Source organism: Gordonibacter sp. 28C (genome assembly GCF_003339845.1).
GTDB lineage: Bacteria > Actinomycetota > Coriobacteriia > Coriobacteriales > Eggerthellaceae > Gordonibacter.
Window position 1 is genome coordinate 1 of the sequence record NZ_PPTR01000011.1, and the last position, 16,350, is coordinate 16,350.

Consider the following 16,350-nt stretch of genomic DNA (forward strand, 5'->3'; position numbering starts at 1 on the left):
TACCGCGAGCAGTTCCGCAACGGCGCGCGGGACCGCAGGGAGCTGCTCTACTCCCACGAGGCGTCGGGGCGCTACGTCTGCACTCGGGTCCTGACCCACCTCGAGCCTAGGCCGTTCATGAGCTGCGTAAACAGGTGGACCGTCGGGGAGAGGTACGGCTATATGTCAATGGTGGTTTAACAGCGGATCGGATCTCCGCCGTTAAACCCACACTTCGGCATGCCCGTTCGCCTCTGCGGAGCGCCAGGTCGCCATCGGGCGCCATGCGGCTCGAAAGGGCTTACGTCAACGGCGGTTTAACGGCGGATTCCGTCTCCGATGCACAAAAAGTGCCGACGTATGATGGTCGAGCGTCCTAGATAAGATCCGAGGGTGTCGGCTGGGAAGACCTCACTCCGCTGAACTGGCGATTCGCTTTGGCGGGCTTCGAGCCTGCTATCGAATGGGCTGGGAAGGCGTCAAACGTCGCGGGTTTTTGTGCAAAATCGCCCCGCTTACGTGCAAGGTCATTCAACGTGGTTTCCATCTGACTTCCGCCCACATGCGAGTTCGCGCGGGTGACGCCGTCTCGCCGCACGGCGGGTGGGGGAGGGAGTATACTGCTACAGCAGGCTAAAGCGGCTCGGCTTCCACGCAACGACGACGCGGTTCCTCCTGCGCGACGGCAGCCCTCGGCCTCACCTTATACACGAGAAGGAGAAGAACCATGCGCTACGTCCACTGCTTGAACAACATTTCCTCGCACGGCACCGATCTGCTCACCGACTCATACGAGCTCACCGACGACCCGGCGAAGGCGTCCGCCATCCTGGTGCGCAGCGCCGCCATGCACGACATGGAATTCGGCGAGGAGCTGCTGGCCATCGCGCGCGCGGGGGCGGGCGTGAACAACATCCCCCTCGACCGCTGCGCCGAGGAGGGCGTCGTCGTGTTCAACACGCCGGGCGCCAACGCCAACGCCGTGAAGGAGATCGTGCTGTGCGCGCTTCTGCTGGGAAGCCGCGGCATCGTTGACGGCATCGCATGGTGCCGCGAGCACGCCGACGACGAGAACATCGCCAAGGCGGTCGAGAAGGCGAAGAAGGCGTTCGCCGGGCGCGAGATACTGGGCAAGAAGCTGGGCGTCATCGGTCTGGGCGCCATCGGCGCCGAGGTGTCCAACGCGGCCGTCGGGCTGGGCATGGACGTGTACGGCTACGACCCCTACGTGTCGGTGGGCGCGGCCTGGCGCCTCTCGAGCGCCGTCCACCACGTCACGAACCTGGACGACCTGTTCCGCACCTGCGACTACCTCACCATCCACGTGCCGGCCGTCGAGGGCACCATCGGCATGATCGGCGGGCGCGCCTGCTCGCTCATGAAGGACGGCGCCGTGGTGCTGAACTTCTCGCGCGACACGCTCGTGGACAACGCCGCCATGGCCTCGGCGCTGGCGTCGGGCAAGGTGGGCACCTACATCACCGACTTCGCCACGCCCGAGGTCATGAAGATGGAGCACGCCATCGTGCTGCCGCACCTGGGCGCGTCGACCGCCGAGGCCGAGGACAACTGCGCCGCCATGGCCGCGCAGGAGATGATGGACTACCTGGAGAACGGCAACATCAGGAATTCCGTGAACTTCCCGGCGTGCGACATGGGGGCTTGCCCCGAGGGCATGAGCCGCGCCGCCGTCATGCACGAGAACATCCCGAGCATGATCAGCCGCGTCACCGACGTGTTCGGCGAGGAGGGCGTCAACATCGAGAACATGACCAACAAGTCCCGCGGAAACACCTCCTACACCATGCTCGACCTCGATCAGCCCGTCCCGGACACCGCTGTGGCGAAGCTTGAGGCCCTCGAAGGCGTCCGCCGCGTGAGGGTGGTGTGCTAGCGTTTCGGAAGGCGTCGGGTTGATCCGATGCCGGTTTTGATGGAAGGGAGAAGCATATGAACGGTATTGCAAAGAAAGCGGCGACGTTCGGATGCGCTGCGGTTTTGGCCGTCGCGCTCGCGGGCTGCTCCTCTGGCGGGGAGCAATCGCAGGGCGCGGGCGATCAGCCGGCGCAGGAGCAGAAGCAACCGCTCGATCTGACGGGTACGTGGAAGCAGGTCAACTCGAATTCCGAGGACAGCTACCAGGAAGCCGTCATCGAGGGGGACACCATCACTATCGACTGGGTCGGCGACGACGGCGACACGAAGTCGCTCTACTGGGCCGGGAGCTACGAGGCGCCGAAAGACGCTGCGGACAGCTACACATGGGACTCCGTGAACGACAAGGAGCAAACCGGCAAGGCGATGCTCGCATCGGGGGACGACACGAAGAAGTTCTCCTACGACAACGGCGTGCTCAGTTACGAAGCCTCCGCGTTGGGCACCACCACCACGGTGAAGCTGGAACGCTCGCAGGCGTAGTCTGGCAAACAAAAAAAGGCCAGCCGGTTTCGCCGGCTGGCCTGCAAGTTTTCGATGGTGGACCGTCGGGGACTCGAACCCCGGACCTTGGGATTAAGAGTCCCCTGCTCTACCAACTAAGCTAACGGTCCAAAGAAAAGATATGTCAAAGTGCTCAAAGCGCTGGGCTATCTTAAAGCATGCAACTTGCGATTGCAAGCCCTAATTTCAAAAAGCGCGCTGGGGTGGCTAATCGGACTCGAACCGACGACCTCCAGAGCCACAATCTGGCGTTCTAGCCAACTGAACTATAGCCACCAAGGCGCAAGGTGGAAGTATACGGATTTTCTCCGCCGAGCGCAAGAGGATTATGGACAAATTGTATCAGCCTTGAAGCAATTAGGCGTTGATCGGCCTATTTCGAGTAGTATAGACACCCGGAACGTCGTGTTTTCACGGTCGGACGCAGGATCGCGCTGCGGCCCCGTCCGCAGCGCGACGCAGGCCCCGGCGTCGCGCAAGCGAGCGCGATCGCCATCACCACCATCATCGAGGAGCGGCACCACGTGGAAAAGCAATCATCTGAAAAACGATTCGCCCTCTTGATCGACGCCGACAACGTGTCGGCGAAGTACATCAAGCCCATCACCGACGAGCTGTCGAAGTACGGCACCGTCACCTACAAGCGCATCTACGGCGACTGGACGCTCACGCTCCACGCCAAATGGAAGGACGCGCTGCTGGAGAACTCCATCACGCCCATCCAGCAGTTCGGCTACACCCAAGGCAAGAACGCCACCGACTCGGCCATGATCATCGACGCCATGGACATCTTGTACACGCGTTCGGTGGAGGGCTTCTGCATCGTGTCGAGCGACAGCGACTTCACACGCCTGGCCAGCCGCATCCGCGAGAGCGGCCTCACGGTCATCGGCATGGGCGAGAAGAAGACGCCCGTGCCGTTCAGGAAGGCGTGCGACATCTTCACCACGCTCGAGCTTTTGCTGGGCGAGTCCGGCTCGAAGACGGGCGCCCGCGTCAAGGGGCGCGGCGACCAGGTCGGCGCGGTCAGCGCCCAGACGGCCAGCACCACGAACATCGGCAAGGACGAGATCGAGCAGGCCGTGGTGAACATCATCACCGACAACCAGAACAACGGCAAGTCCACGGGCCTCGGCGAGGTGGGCAGCCGCCTGCTGAAGCGCTATCCGGACTTCGACGTGCGCAGCTACGGCACGAACCTGCTGTCGAAGCTGCTCGACGAGTTCCAAAGCGTCCAGATCACGAAGGACGGCAGCTCGGTCACGGTGGAGCTGGCCGGCGACGATCGCGAGCGCAAGAACGGCCGCGGCAAGGACGCCGCGCACGGCAGCGAGGCCGGGCGTGCGGACGCCCCGGTCGAGGAGCCGCAGGCGCCGAAGGGGGAGGCGTCCGACGCGCAGCCCGTCGAGGACGCGTCTGCGACGCCGGTCGACTCCGCGCCTTCCGACGTCGAGGCGACCGAATCCGAAAGCGCATCCGACAAGAAGGACGCTCCCGCCGCCGACGCGGAAGCGTCGGAGAAGAAGCCGCGCCGCTCGACGCGCATGGCCGCTCGCCGCGCCGCGCAGAAAGACTCCTCGAAGGCTTCTGCAGAGCAGGAGCCCGTCGCGAAGGAGGCCCCTGACGCTTCCGCCTCCGAGGAGCGGCAACCTGCCGCCGCGCAGGTCGAGCCCGCCGAGTCCGAGCCCGTCGAGGAGGCTCCCGTCGACAACCGGCCCGGCCGCGCCGCCCGCAAGCGCGCGGCGGCCGCCTGGGCCGACGCGCTGAAGAGCCGCAAGCCCGCCAAGGTCGCCTCGGTTGAGAAGGCGCCGGAGAAGCAGGAAAATCCCGCCGCCGACCAGGCTGCGGAAACGCCGGTCGAGCAGAAGCCCGCCGCGCCGGCGAAGCGCAAGCCGGCGGCCAAGACCGCGAAGGCCAAGGCCGCGCGGACCGCTCCGAAGGTGGCCGAGGCCCCTGCCGAGGAACCCGCGCAGGTCCCCGAGGCTCCGTCCGCTCCCGCGAAGGCGGCGGGGAAGGCGTCGTCGAAGCGCCCCTCCTCGAAGGCGGCTTCCAAGCCGTCATCCCCGAAGGCCTCGTCGAAGCAGTCCGCGGCAGCGTCGAAGGCCCCTTCGAAGGCGGAGCCCGCTTCGTCCGACCCCGAGGCGTTCATCCGCCAGACGGTGGCCGACGCTGAGCCCGACGGCATTGCGCTGGCCACGCTCGGCAAGCGCGTTCGCGGCAAGTTCCGCACGTTCAAGCTACGCGATTTGGGATACGCCCAGTTCCGCCCGTATCTGGCCGACATGGCGGGCATCGACGTGGAAGAGCGCGACGGCCAGTTCTACGCCCGCTTGTCCAAATAAGGGTTTCTCCGCGCCGCGCGCTGACGGAATCCTGAACTGCGCGAGCACCGTCGACGAAGCATCGGTGCTCGCGCGGCGCCCATCCGGGACGGTCCGCGCGCAGCGTCGAGGCTCGTCGCGGCGCTGCGAGGATGGGCCTCGGAAGGTCGCGTATCGTCGGCATATCGGCCTCGTCGGGGCTTCTCGGACGGTTTTCGACCTAACCTTTCGGTCTCGCGCGGCCGCGAAACCTTAACCGCTCGTTGACGGGCGGCAGGCGTCCGTCCTTCCATGGTATCCTGCCGTCGAGACACCCGTTCCATCGAGAAGGATGCATCCATGAAGAAGATACTCATGCTCGTCGCGGCCGTGGCGCTCGTCGCCGTCGGCGTCGTGGGCACGCTCGCGTTCCAGCGCGCCTTCGAGCCCAGCGTCAAGCTCACCACCACGTCCATCCAAGAGCAGCTGTCGAACTCGAGCGAGCTGGCCACCGCCAAGCTCGAGTACCGGGGCCTCGTGCGCTACGAGAACGGCGACATAGACTTCATCAACAAGAAGGGCTTCACCATGGTTTACGACGCCGAGGTGCGCGCGGGCGTCGACTTGGCGCAGGCGTCCGTCGACGTGAGCGGCCGCACCGTCACCGTGCGCCTGCCGCAGGCGCAGCTTCTGGGCATCGAGATCGACCCGAACTCCATCGAGTTCTACGATTCGGCGTTCGCGCTGTTCAACTGGGAGAACAAGCAGGACACGGCCGAGGCCCTCAAAACGGCCCAGACCGACGCCGAGGAGCGGGTCAACCAAACCGGCATGATCGAGCAGGCCAACGAGCAGGCGCGCACCCTCGTGGAGAACCTGCTGCACCCGTTCACCGTGGGCGACAACGCCTACACGCTGCAGATCGTGGACGCGTAAGGCGGCTCCAGGCGGTCGCTACGCCAGCTCGTCCTCGCTGAACGCGTCGCGGCCCAACCTGAAGTCCCGGCCCTCGCGCCGCCATGCGCGGTACTCCGCCGTTGCGGTGAACAGCACGTCGGACGACGAGTTCAGCGCCGTCTCGCACGAGTCCTGCACCACGCCGATGATGAAGCCGATGGCCACCACCTGCATGGCCACGTCGTTGCCGATGCCGAACAGCGAGCATGCCAGCGGTATGAGCAGGAGCGATCCCCCCGCCACCCCCGAGGCCCCGCACGCGGACGCGGCGGCGAGCGCGCTCAGAATCACGGCGGTTACCGGGTTCACCGCCACGCCGAGCGTGTGGGCGGCCGCCATGGCCATGACGGTGATGGTGACGGCCGCGCCCGCCATGTTGATGGTGGCGCCCAGCGGGATGGACACCGAGTAGTTGTCCTTGTCCAGGCCGAGCTTGCGGCAAAGCTCCATGTTCACGGGGATGTTCGCCGCAGAGCTGCGTGTGAAGAACGCCGTGATGCCGCTGTCCTTCAGGCAGCGCAGCACGAGCGGGTAGGGGTTCCTGCGCACGCTCGCGAACACGATGAGCGGGTTCGAGACGAACGCGATGAACAGCATGCAGCCCACGAGCACGAGGATGAGCCGACCGTACTCGGCGAAGATGTCCAGCCCGTTCTCGGACACGGTGGTGTACACGAGGCCCAGAACGCCGAAGGGAGCGAGCGCGATGACCCAGCGCACCACGGTGGACACCGCGTTCGACACGCTGGTGAACACGTCTTTCACGGTGCCGCTCGCCGCGCGCAGCGCGATGCCCAGCACCACGGCCCACACGAGTATGCCCAGATAGTTCGCGTTCGCGAGCGCGTCCACCGGATTCGCCACCATGTTCATGACCAACGTGCCCAGCACCTCGCCGATGCCCGAGGGCGAGCTTTGCTCGGCTGCGGGTGCCGCAAGCGTCAGCTCGGTGGGGAACAGGTAGCTGGCTACCACGGCCACGAGCGCCGCTACGAACGTGCTCACCACGTACAGCACCACGACGGTTTTCATGGATCCGGCGGCCTTCGCGTTCGTGAGCGCGCTGATGACGAGGAAGAACACCAAGACGGGCGCCACAGCCTTCAGCGCCGACACGAACAGCGTGCCCAGAAGGCCCACGACCTCTACTCCGGGCAGGGCGATGCCCAGCACCGCGCCCACGACGAGGCCCGCCACGATGCGCTTGATGAGGCTAATGTCGTTGTACTTGCGCGCAAGCGTCTTGAAGTTCACGTTCGCTCCTTGGTTTGGTTCCGTCCGGTTCGGGCGCCTATGATAGCAGAGCTTTCGGTCTCGGCCGCAAGCCGTCAACTTCTGCTATCATGTTCGCTGCGCGAAATCGGCGCACGGCGTGCGGGCGTGGCGGAATTGGCAGACGCGCCAGATTTAGGTTCTGGTACCGAAAGGTGTGAAGGTTCAAGTCCTTTCGCCCGCACCACATAGCGATTCTTCAAAGGACCCGGAAGGGTCCTTTGATATTTCAGTGCAACCCCTCTTTTGCGAGCCACCTCGCTTCGGTTTCACGCTTCGAGCGTGCTCAGGGCTCGGTACCGCTTGCATGATTGAAAGACGTTGGGTTTCTGCTTCCCGTATCGCTTCACGAATCGATCCCTGGTAAGAATTAGATGAATATGATATTGTTTCCAATATTAGAAATATATCTAATATTGGAGGAACCATGCTAGCTTTGTTCAAGAACCACAAGCCCCTTTTCGCAGCGGCCGTAACCCTGAACGTCCTTTTGTCGGCGCTCACCATCGGCGTGGCGTTCGTGCTCGAGCGCATACTGAACGCCGCGATAGGCGGCGATTGGGCGCTCTTCAACGAAATGATCGCGGTGACGATCGGGTACGTCGCCCTGGTGACGGTGGCGATGACCGCGAGCAGCCTTGCAGACAAGAAACTGACCGTGCGCACGGTTCAAGACGTCAGAGCCGGTTTGCATCGAGGCATCTTCTCTCGCGACACGGAGCGCTACCGGCAAACCAATACCGCCGATTACCTCTCGGCGCTCACGAACGACGTGAAGATCGTCGAGGAGAACGTCATCGTGCCGTTCCTGCAGGCGATTCAAAGCTTTCTCGTCTTCGCGATGGCCATGGTCGCTTTGTTCGTCTACAATCCCCTGATCGGTGGACTGATGATCGTGAGCCTGGCGGCGATGTACCTGCTGCCTTCGAGTCTGGGCAGGCCTCTCGGAGCGCGGCAAGACGCCTACTCGAAGGGTCTTTCCCTGTTCACTTCGAAACTCAAGGACCAATTCGCGGGCTACGAGGTCATCCGCTCGTTTCGCTTGTCCGATCGGACGAAGAAGGATTTCGCGCGCCAAAACGACGAGCTTGCTGATCGCAAGTACGAAGTGGAGCGCCTGGTGGCCTGCAGCGAGGGCCTTTCCCAGATGCTCGGCGTGGGCTCACAGCTCGGCATCATGCTGGTGACGGCCTATTTCGTGCTGCAAGGGCAGATGGCGGCGGGCGCGCTTTTGGCGATCCTCCAGCTTTCGGGCTGCCTTGTCCAGCCAGTCGCCGTCATCATGCAGAACGCCCCGAAGATCCAAGGAGCGAAGCCGGTGCTCGATCGCATACGCGAATTGAGCACCGACCAGCCTTCCGCGTTCCAGGGGTCCGTCGAGCCCGTTTTCGAGCATCGGATCGAATTCGAGGGCGTCGGGTTCGGCTATCTGCCCGGTCGTTCGGTGCTGGACGATTGCAACGTGGTGTTCGAGAAGGGGAAGAAGTACGCCCTCGTCGGAGGCAGCGGCTGCGGAAAGACCACTCTCATCAAGCTTTTGAGCGCCGGATACGGTTCCTATGCCGGATCCATCAGCGTCGACGGAAAAGAGCTGCGGTCGCTGGACGTCGACAAGCTGCTCGCCTTGGTGTCCGTCATCCATCAAGACGTGTACATGTTCGACGAAACGATCAAGGAGAACATCGACCTCCATCGCGACTACCGCGAAGACGAGTGGGAGAGGGCTTTGAGCATCAGCGGGGTCGACCGCTTTCTCGCCCAAACCGAGAGCGGCCTTGAGACTCGTGTCGGCGAGAACGGCATCGGCCTTTCGGGCGGCCAGCGCCAGCGAGTCGCGGTTGCGCGGGCGCTTATAGAACGCAAGCCGATCCTCGTTCTCGACGAAGGCACGAGCGCCGTCGACTCTCGCACCGCCTACGACATCGAAACGGCCTTGCTGGGCATAGACGATTTGAGCATCATCACCATCACGCATAATCTGGCGCCGGATCTTTTGAGGCGCTACGATGCTGTGTTATATATGGAGCAGGGGAGGATCGAAGAGGTCGGAAGCTATGATCTCCTTATCGAGAAACAGGGCGGTTTCGCATCTTTCCAGCATATCGAGGGCGCGTAAAAAAGGCGAGACCGCGAGCGTCTGAGCCCAAGGGGCAACCGCGCGAAGGCGCTTGCGAACCGAGCGCGTGCAAAGGAGAAGGAAACCCGGCATGGACTATCGCGTGAACCCCAACTTCGAAACGCTGTTCCTTCTTGCGAACAAGGACTGGGACGTACAGGATGAGAAGCGGGCAATCGAGGCGTTGGACGGCTTCGGGGTCGAGGGCGCCGCGTTCTACCGTGCGAACTTTCAGGTGATCGAGCGGTATTACGCAGCGTTCCAAAAGAAGATCGTCCCGTCGGCCGGGGTGAAGTTGTTTGACGGCTGCGACGAAACGACGCTGCTCTTGTACGCAGCTGTTTTCCTGCGCCATCCCGAATGGCTCGATCCCGCCGACGAGATAGATGACGAAACGGCATCCCAGACGGTCAGGGACGTTCTCAGCGAAGAAGATGGGCACGACGGGAAGAGCATCGTCGATATGCTGGAATCCGGAGATTTCTCCGACCGGGCGAAGTGGCAGATCATGGCGCTGCTCCAGCAGCCGAAACAGCGCATCGAGCTGGTAGCCCAAGCGGTGCAGGACAACCTCCCCGCCTTCGAGCACGCCTATGCGAAAGTCAAACCCGAAGCGGACATCCTTTTGGACCGGTTCGATATGCGTTCGAAGGAAGAGCAGCCGACAAGCTTCATGAAGCTGTCGCGGAAGATCGATGCGGAAACCGAGATAGTGCCGACTCTGGCCGAGCCGCTCGTCGTCTTCATTGCGGAGAGGACGTGCCTCTACGGCTTGCTCGTCGACCGCCTGACGAACGAGGAGGAGCCGGGTTTCACGAAGGCCGAGCTGCTGATCGGGGCAAAGGCGTTGAGCGATTCGAGCAAGATATCGATCCTCCTAGCGCTCAAGGAGGGGAGCCTTTACAACCTCGAGATTGCCGAGCGAGTCGCGCTGACCCCTGCCACGACCTCCCACCACATGAACAACCTGCTCGCCGCGGGCTTCGTTGATATCGAGAAACGCGACGGAAAAGTGTATTACCATCTTGCGAAAGACGGAATAGGGAGATTTCTCGAAGGCGCGAGCGATTTGCTGGTTCATTAGGCCGTTCGTCCGATGCGATCCGTTGAAGTTGTCCACGCTCGCATCCGGGGTGTTTGAGCGCATGCTGCCTTTCGCGCGCCGCGCGCTGTGCAAAATGCGCGTCCTTGCCTGATTCTCGCCTCGTTCAAGGCGCATTGCGCTAAACTGGACGGCGGATCAGAGGGGGGAGCCCGCATGCAGACGAGACCGGAAAAGCTTTCGAAGGAAGACCTGGCGCAGATAGCCGGCTTGGATTCGGCCAAGCTCGACATGCTGGCCGCGTGGGCGAACAAGAAGCTCACCTGCTCCCATTGCAAGCGCTGCACGCTGCGCTGCGAGGTGCTGAAAGAGCCGGCGCTCGACATGGGCCTCGTGGAGGAGGGCTACCGCGCCGTTGTCGCGCTGCCCTTCGACGACCAGCCCGACGCGGTGCTGCGCGTCGTGCAAGAGCGCCCCGAACTCTACCACGCGCTGCGCCGCTGCTGCTTCTGCGGGTACTGCACGGCCACCTGCCAGCATCACCTGCTGGCGCCCGAGCGCATGCGCGACTGGCGCGTGCTGTTCATGCGCGCCGGGCTCATGCCGCCGGACGACTCGAAGCTCGTGATGGTGGACAACGAATGGAACATCTTCAGCGCCTACCGCGCCATCTATGGCATCGGCTACCCGGAGTTCACCTCGCTCGCTCAGGCGGCCGAGCTGGGCCCCGGCACGGTGGACACGCTCTTCTTCCCCGGCTGCTCGCTCGTGAGCTACGCGCCCGAGCTTACCCGCGCGGTGGGCCGCTGGCTCACCGACGCCGGGGTGGCCTGGGCGCTCTCCGACGACTGCTGCGGCAGCCCGCTCATGAGCGCGGGGCTGTTCGACCGCGCGGCGGCGCTGCGCCAGCGCATCCTCGGCCAGATCCGCGCGGCGGGTATCACGCGCGTGGTGACGGTCTGCCCCGGTTGCGGCGAGGAGTTCGCGGAGCTCATGGGCGACGAGGTGGACATCGTGCCCCTGCCGGAGCTGCTGCTGAAGAAGAGCCGCGCGCTCGAGCGGGCAGGAAAGCCCGCGGGCTTCTCGCCGCTTCCCGAGGCCAGCGTCACGTTCTTCGACTCGTGCCACGACCGCGCGGACGGCCGCCACGGCGCCGCCATACGCGCGCTCGTGGCATGCAATCTGCCCGAAACGGAGCGCTTGGAGCTGGACCACCACCGCAAGGGCACGCTCTGCTGCGGCGCGGGCGGGGCCGTGGCGTCCTACGACGACGACGTCACGCAGCGGCGCGTGTGGCGCGTGATAGACGAGGCGCGCAAAACCGGCGCCGCGACGCTCGTAACCGCATGCCCCACCTGCACCTACACGGTCGCGCAAGCTTGCTTGGGCGCGGATCCCGAGCGCGGCATCGGCAACCGCCATTACCTCGAGCTGCTGTTCGGCCAGACCATCGACTGGCCCCAGGTGTTCGCCCAGCTGGGCGGCATGTGGGAAGGCGAGTACGGCCCCTGGCTCACCCAGACGTTCTTCGCATAGCGAAGAACGCGACATGCGGCAAATTGCACGCACTTGGCTTCCAGATGCACGAAAATCACCGCTGTGAAGCTGTACGGGCAAAGCTGGCGTAAGAAACGCCTGATGGCGCATTCGGGAGTATTCCGAAAGAAGCGCACACGCCCTCGAAATGCACGAGGAACGCTTCACAGCGGTGATTTTCGTGCTTTCAAAGTCGTTTCCGCGTCGACAAAATCGCGATCGACGCATGCCCGTTCGCCTCTGCGGGCGCCAGGCCGCCATCAGGTGCGACGCGGGGTACGCCGATGGCGGTTCGACAGTGGAAGATCGTTTTCGCCGATCAAACCAGAATTGAATTTGGCCGCTCGGGTTCGCGGAGCGCCAGAACGCGGTTAATAGCTGTGCGAGGGCATGTCATTCTTGGTATGCGTCGGAGGGGCCGCATGCGTGAAGGGACGGCCGTTTCATGGGCCGGTTGTGCGCTCGCTCACGCGCCTTCGGCGATGACGGCACGCAGCTTCTCGATCGCGTCCGGCCGCACGCTGTAGTCGCGCACGGCTCCGGCCGCGATGCCGGCCATGCTGCGCGGGTCGGCCAGCAGGCGCGCCAGCACCACGGCGAGCGGCACCAGGCTCGGCGGGTCGGCGCGCACGGGCGTCAGCACCTCGGCCCCGCCCTTGCCGCCCGCGTAGCGGCGCAGCGTCCGCAGCACGGCGCGCCTCGTGCCCGACGACTCCGCCGCGCCCAGCAGCAGCGCCTGCAGGCTGCGCGTTTCGACGCCGGCCGCGCCCACGCGCAAACCGCCGTTCAGGCGGCCTTTCGACGACAGCTCGACGAGCAGGGCGGGGAAGTTCACGCCGGCGGCCGCCGCGTTGCCGGGCTCCACCATGCGCGGGTTGCATTCCAGGTAGCGCGGATGCCCGTCTACGTGCAGGAAGTCCAGCGTGAGGGGTCCGTGCCAGCGCAGGCGCTCGCCCACGGCCTCGATATGCCGGCGGGTTTCGGGGAAGTCGACGCTTCTGCGGGCGGCGGCCGAGTTCCCGGCGCCCACGCCCGTCTGCACGGTCGTGTGCACGGCTGCGAGGCGGCCGTGGTCGAACAATCCCGCGACCTGGCCGTAGCTCCCCGGAGCCTCTTCCTGCGCCATCAGACGGCCGCCGCCCGACGAGAGCTCGGCCGCGGCGGCCCGTATCTGCGCCTCGTCGGCCACGCGGCGCGTCGACCGGCCGGCAGTGCCGAACTCGGCCTTCACCCAGAAGGGGAAGAGAAGGCGGGCGCCCTCCTCGTCAAGAAGCCGCCAAGCGGGTTGGGGCAGGCCAAGCTCGTCCGAAAGCTCCGCGAAGCCCACCTTGCTCTGAGCGCGGCGGAAGGCCTCGGCCGATGCGATCGCGACGGGCGCTTCCGCGGGCAGCAGGCTCGCTCCCTCGGCCAAGAGCCAAGCCTGCTCGTGGGTGGGCAGCACGGCCGCATAGCCCTCGTCCTCCACGAGGCGCGCGACGTGCCGCAGATAGGCGAGGGGCTGCTCGTTCGCGTCGACCGTGCGCACGGTCTTGCTTCTCCACCGGCTGAATCGGCAAAGGGGGAGCCGGGCGCAGGTGAGCACGTGCACCTCGTAGCCGCACGACGCGAGCGCGGTGAGCGTTTCGCGCGCGGTGAGGCTGGAGCCCTCGGTCAAAAGGATTTTCTTGCGCGGCATGTTCCCGACCGCCGCCGGCATTTACGCCGCGAACCTGCCCAGCAAGAACCCGACGACCACGCAGAGGGCGGCGAAGAAGGCCGAAAGGCCGATGAGGCGGGCGTCGCGCTTCTCGCGGCGCTTGCGCTCGCGTTCGGCGCGGTTTCGCTCGAGGAAGAAGGAGTAGCCGTCCGACGTGATGACCACGATGGTCCCGCGCTTGCCCTCGGCCTTCGCGGCCAACGCGCCGCAGTCGATGAGCTCGGCCTGCAGCTCGTCGTCGGGGCGGTAGGGGAAGGCGCAGCGGTACACGAGTTCGCCGTCGACGCTGCACGTCGCCCGCTCGTAGTCGATGAGCCGCGCCAGCTCGCGTTCCTGGGGTATGTTCAAAACGATGGACACGCGCCGCCTCTCGATCGATGATACTTCATGTAAGCTTCCATGATACTCGTTCGGCACGGATGCGCGGTATGGAGAATACCCGGAGATCAGTCAACGCTGCGTTACAGGGCCCGCCTGCGGCTTGACTCGGCTTGACTCGTCCGCGCGTTTCGTCGGTTCTTCGTGAACCTGCTTCCTCAACCGTTCCATATGTGCGATAATTCCGTTTCGGTGTGCTCAGAGCGCGAATCGGATCGCTTGCGAAAACCGATGCGGATGAGCGCCCCAAGGGGGCACCCGCCGGGCGCGCCGCACGCCGCCGCGAGGCGATTGACAGGAAATGATGGAGGATAGTTACGTGGAAACAAAAGTTGAGGCATTGCAGGATAACCGCGTCAAAGTGACCGTTACCGTCGATGCCAAGGATATCGACGCCCGCATCAAGAAGACCTACAAGGACTTCGCGCACAAGTACAACTTCCCCGGGTTCCGTGCCGGCAAGGCCCCGCGCCCGATCATCGACAACGCGCTGGGCGCCGCCGCGGTTCCCGCTGCGGTGACCGACGACGTGGTGAACGAAACCTATCCCCTCGCCATCGACGGCAGCAACCTGTACCCCGTCGCGAAGCCGGCGTTCGACGAGAACATGGGCCTCGTGGAGGCCGGCAAGCCCTTCGAGTACTCGCTCGAGGTCGAGGTGAAGCCGGAGCTGGAGCTTTCGAGCTACGAGCCGGTGGAGATCGAGATGCCCGCCGAAGGCGTGAGCGACGCGGAGATCGACGACCAGATCGACCAGCTGCGCGAGCACTACTACGACTACGAGGACGCCGCGGCGGCCACGAAGGTCAAAGAGGACAGCTACCTGGACCTCTCCATCAAGGCCACCGACGACGCCGGCGAGGACATCGCCTCCATGAACACGCCGTCGCGCCTGTACGGCTTGGGCACGGGCCTGTTCCCGGCCGAGTTCGACGCCGAGCTCGTGGGCATGAAGAAGGGCCAGAAGAAGGAGTTCTCCATCGACGTGCCGGCCGAGCCGACCGTCATGACGCAGCCCCTCATGGGCAAGACGACCAAGATCAACTTCGAGGTCGAGGTCGTCTCCGTCAAGAACAAGGCGCTGCCCGAGGTCACCGACGAGTGGGCCAAGGACACGCTCGGCTTCGAGGACGTGGCCGACCTGCGCAACCGCGTGGCCGAGTCCATCGCGGAGCAGAAGGCCGACGTGCTGCCCCGCATCAAGGAGAACCAGTGCCTGTCCCAGCTGGCCGACCGCCTGCAGGGCGAAGCGCCCGAGGCCATGTGCGAAGAGGCCGAGACCAGCCTTCTGCAGGACTTCTTCCAGCAGCTGCAGCGCCAGGGCATGAGCTTCGACGCCTACCTCGCGCAGCAGGGCATCAAACCCGACCAGTTCAAGGACGACGTTAAGGCCCAGGCGGCCGACATGACGAAGCAGGACCTCGCGCTCGACGCGTGGGCCCGCCACTTCGGCATGGAGGTCACCGACGAGGACGTGGCCGAGGAGTTCGTGAAGAGCGGCGTGGAGGATCCGAAGAAGCTCCAGGAGGAGTGGCGCAAGAACGGCCAGCTCCACATGGTGAAGAACGGCATCGCCCGCACGAGGGCCGCTCAGGACGTCATGGAGAAGGCCGTCGTGACCGAGATCGAGCCGGGCAAGGCGTCCGACGAGAAGAAGAAGCCCGCCAAGAAGGCCGCGGCCAAGAAGACCGCGAAGAAGGACGAGGCCAAGGCGGACGCCGCGGCCGAGCCCGAGGCAACCGAGAAGAAGCCGGCCAAGAAGGCCGCCCCGAAGAAGGCCAAGAAGGACGAGGCCGCCGAAGCCGAGAAGGCCGCGGACGCCGAATAGCGCCGCGCGCGGCAGGCGGGACGCGCCCCTCGGGGCGCGTCCCGTTCGTCTCGCCGAAGGGTAACGAAACGGTAGCCTGGCCTTGCATGGCGGCGAAGCGTACATCACTATGGCATAAGACGATTCTGTGCGGCCCCGATGGGCCGCGAGCGAAAGCGAGGCAACAAGCTATGAGTTACGATACCAAAGCAGCATTGATCCCCTACGTCATCGAGCAGTCCCCCCGCGGCGAGCGCAGCTACGACATCTACTCGCGCCTGTTGAACGACCGCGTGATCTTCCTGGGCGAGCAGATCGACGACAACGTGGCGAACTCCGTGGTGGCGCAGCTGCTGCACCTGGAGAGCGCCGACCCCGAGAAGGACATCTCCCTCTACATCAACTCGCCGGGCGGCTCCGTCACGGCGGGCCTGGCCATCCTCGACACGATGGACTTCATCAAGTGCGACGTGTCGACCATCTGCCTGGGCGAGTGCGCCTCCATGGCCGCCGTGCTGCTGTCCAACGGCGCCAAGGGCAAGCGCATGTGCCTGCCGAACTCCATGGTGCTCATCCACCAGCCGTCCGGCGGCGCGCAGGGCCAGCAGACCGAGATCGCCATCGTGGCCGACTTCATGCTGAAGACCCGCAACCGCCTGAACAAGATCCTGGCGGACAACACGGGCCAAACGCTCGAGACCATCCAGGCCGACACCGAGCGCGACAACTACATGACCGCCGAGGAGGCGCTGGCGTACGGTCTGGTCGACCGCATCACCACGTCGCGCGCGACCGCCGCGGGCACCGAAGAGAAGAAGAGCGAATAAC

The 16,350-nt window shown here is 64.7% G+C and carries 13 protein-coding genes and 3 tRNA genes; 11 read left to right on the top strand and 5 right to left on the bottom strand.

Going from position 1 to position 16,350, the window contains the following annotated elements; translation table 11 throughout:
* The 3 genes from C1878_RS16770 to C1878_RS12540 all read left to right on the top strand — a co-directional run.
* Positions 1–180: hypothetical protein (locus C1878_RS16770; protein ID WP_206749707.1), on the top strand; the 180-nt coding region annotated here is incomplete at its 5' end.
* A gap of 526 nt (positions 181–706) precedes the next feature.
* On the top strand, positions 707–1,873 hold the full coding sequence (locus C1878_RS12535; protein ID WP_114601966.1) for a phosphoglycerate dehydrogenase: 1,167 nt from the start codon (positions 707–709) through the stop codon (positions 1,871–1,873).
* A 56-nt stretch (positions 1,874–1,929) separates the two neighbouring features.
* Entirely contained in the window at positions 1,930–2,397 is a 468-nt protein-coding gene (locus C1878_RS12540) for a hypothetical protein (RefSeq protein ID WP_114601967.1), read from the top strand.
* A gap of 55 nt (positions 2,398–2,452) precedes the next feature.
* Here C1878_RS12540 and C1878_RS12545 read toward each other — a convergent pair.
* Positions 2,453–2,528 (bottom strand) — tRNA-Lys (locus C1878_RS12545).
* 89 nt (positions 2,529–2,617) lie between these two features.
* A tRNA-His gene (locus tag C1878_RS12550) sits at positions 2,618–2,694 on the bottom strand.
* A gap of 248 nt (positions 2,695–2,942) precedes the next feature.
* On the opposite strand from C1878_RS12550, the gene C1878_RS12555 reads away from it, so the two are divergent.
* Positions 2,943–4,760, top strand: coding sequence for an NYN domain-containing protein (locus C1878_RS12555; protein ID WP_114601968.1), 1,818 nt, complete (start codon positions 2,943–2,945; stop codon positions 4,758–4,760).
* Between the two features lie 318 nt (positions 4,761–5,078).
* Positions 5,079–5,654: a DUF4230 domain-containing protein gene (locus C1878_RS12560; RefSeq protein ID WP_114601969.1), complete on the top strand. Its 576-nt coding sequence runs from the start codon at positions 5,079–5,081 to the stop codon at positions 5,652–5,654.
* An 18-nt stretch (positions 5,655–5,672) separates the two neighbouring features.
* Here the strand turns inward: C1878_RS12560 and sstT are convergent, their stop codons facing one another.
* Positions 5,673–6,929 (bottom strand): serine/threonine transporter SstT, encoded by a 1,257-nt coding sequence (sstT, locus tag C1878_RS12565; RefSeq protein ID WP_114601970.1) that lies wholly within the window; start codon positions 6,927–6,929, stop codon positions 5,673–5,675.
* Positions 6,930–7,049: 120 nt separating this feature from the next.
* On the opposite strand from sstT, the gene C1878_RS12570 reads away from it, so the two are divergent.
* From C1878_RS12570 to C1878_RS12585, 4 genes are all read left to right on the top strand, one after another.
* Positions 7,050–7,134 (top strand) — tRNA-Leu (locus C1878_RS12570).
* Between the two features lie 240 nt (positions 7,135–7,374).
* Positions 7,375–9,063 (top strand): ABC transporter ATP-binding protein, encoded by a 1,689-nt coding sequence (locus C1878_RS12575; RefSeq protein ID WP_114601971.1) that lies wholly within the window; start codon positions 7,375–7,377, stop codon positions 9,061–9,063.
* A gap of 91 nt (positions 9,064–9,154) precedes the next feature.
* Positions 9,155–10,147, top strand: a complete 993-nt coding sequence (locus C1878_RS12580) for a helix-turn-helix transcriptional regulator (RefSeq protein WP_114601972.1) — start codon at positions 9,155–9,157, stop codon at positions 10,145–10,147.
* A gap of 174 nt (positions 10,148–10,321) precedes the next feature.
* Positions 10,322–11,641, top strand: a complete 1,320-nt coding sequence (locus tag C1878_RS12585) for a (Fe-S)-binding protein (protein ID WP_114601973.1) — start codon at positions 10,322–10,324, stop codon at positions 11,639–11,641.
* Between the two features lie 466 nt (positions 11,642–12,107).
* On the opposite strand, the gene C1878_RS12590 is transcribed toward C1878_RS12585, so the two are convergent.
* A complete protein-coding gene (locus C1878_RS12590) occupies positions 12,108–13,316 on the bottom strand; it encodes a carboxylate--amine ligase (protein WP_147272944.1) in 1,209 nt (402 codons plus the stop codon).
* A gap of 21 nt (positions 13,317–13,337) precedes the next feature.
* Positions 13,338–13,697 (bottom strand): hypothetical protein, encoded by a 360-nt coding sequence (locus C1878_RS12595; RefSeq protein ID WP_114601975.1) that lies wholly within the window; start codon positions 13,695–13,697, stop codon positions 13,338–13,340.
* A gap of 337 nt (positions 13,698–14,034) precedes the next feature.
* Here C1878_RS12595 and tig point away from each other — a divergent pair, with 337 nt between their 5' ends.
* Together tig and C1878_RS12605 are read left to right on the top strand one after the other, a co-directional pair.
* Positions 14,035–15,543: a trigger factor gene (gene tig, locus C1878_RS12600; RefSeq protein ID WP_241963733.1), complete on the top strand. Its 1,509-nt coding sequence runs from the start codon at positions 14,035–14,037 to the stop codon at positions 15,541–15,543.
* A gap of 170 nt (positions 15,544–15,713) precedes the next feature.
* On the top strand, positions 15,714–16,349 hold the full coding sequence (locus tag C1878_RS12605) for an ATP-dependent Clp protease proteolytic subunit (protein WP_080143346.1): 636 nt from the start codon (positions 15,714–15,716) through the stop codon (positions 16,347–16,349).
* Position 16,350: the final 1 nt, after the last annotated feature.

What these genes read in the sequence shown, in the direction of transcription:
- C1878_RS12535 (WP_114601966.1), top strand. Translation starts at nt 707, where the DNA reads ATGCGCTACGTCCACTGCTTGAACAACATTTCCTCGCACGGCACCGAT.
- C1878_RS12540 (WP_114601967.1), top strand. Translation starts at nt 1,930, where the DNA reads ATGAACGGTATTGCAAAGAAAGCGGCGACGTTCGGATGCGCTGCGGTT.
- C1878_RS12560 (WP_114601969.1), top strand. Translation starts at nt 5,079, where the DNA reads ATGAAGAAGATACTCATGCTCGTCGCGGCCGTGGCGCTCGTCGCCGTC.
- C1878_RS12575 (WP_114601971.1), top strand. Translation starts at nt 7,375, where the DNA reads ATGCTAGCTTTGTTCAAGAACCACAAGCCCCTTTTCGCAGCGGCCGTA.
- C1878_RS12580 (WP_114601972.1), top strand. Translation starts at nt 9,155, where the DNA reads ATGGACTATCGCGTGAACCCCAACTTCGAAACGCTGTTCCTTCTTGCG.
- C1878_RS12585 (WP_114601973.1), top strand. Translation starts at nt 10,322, where the DNA reads ATGCAGACGAGACCGGAAAAGCTTTCGAAGGAAGACCTGGCGCAGATA.
- C1878_RS12590 (WP_147272944.1), bottom strand. Translation starts at nt 13,316, where the DNA reads ATGCCGCGCAAGAAAATCCTTTTGACCGAGGGCTCCAGCCTCACCGCG.
- C1878_RS12605 (WP_080143346.1), top strand. Translation starts at nt 15,714, where the DNA reads ATGAGTTACGATACCAAAGCAGCATTGATCCCCTACGTCATCGAGCAG.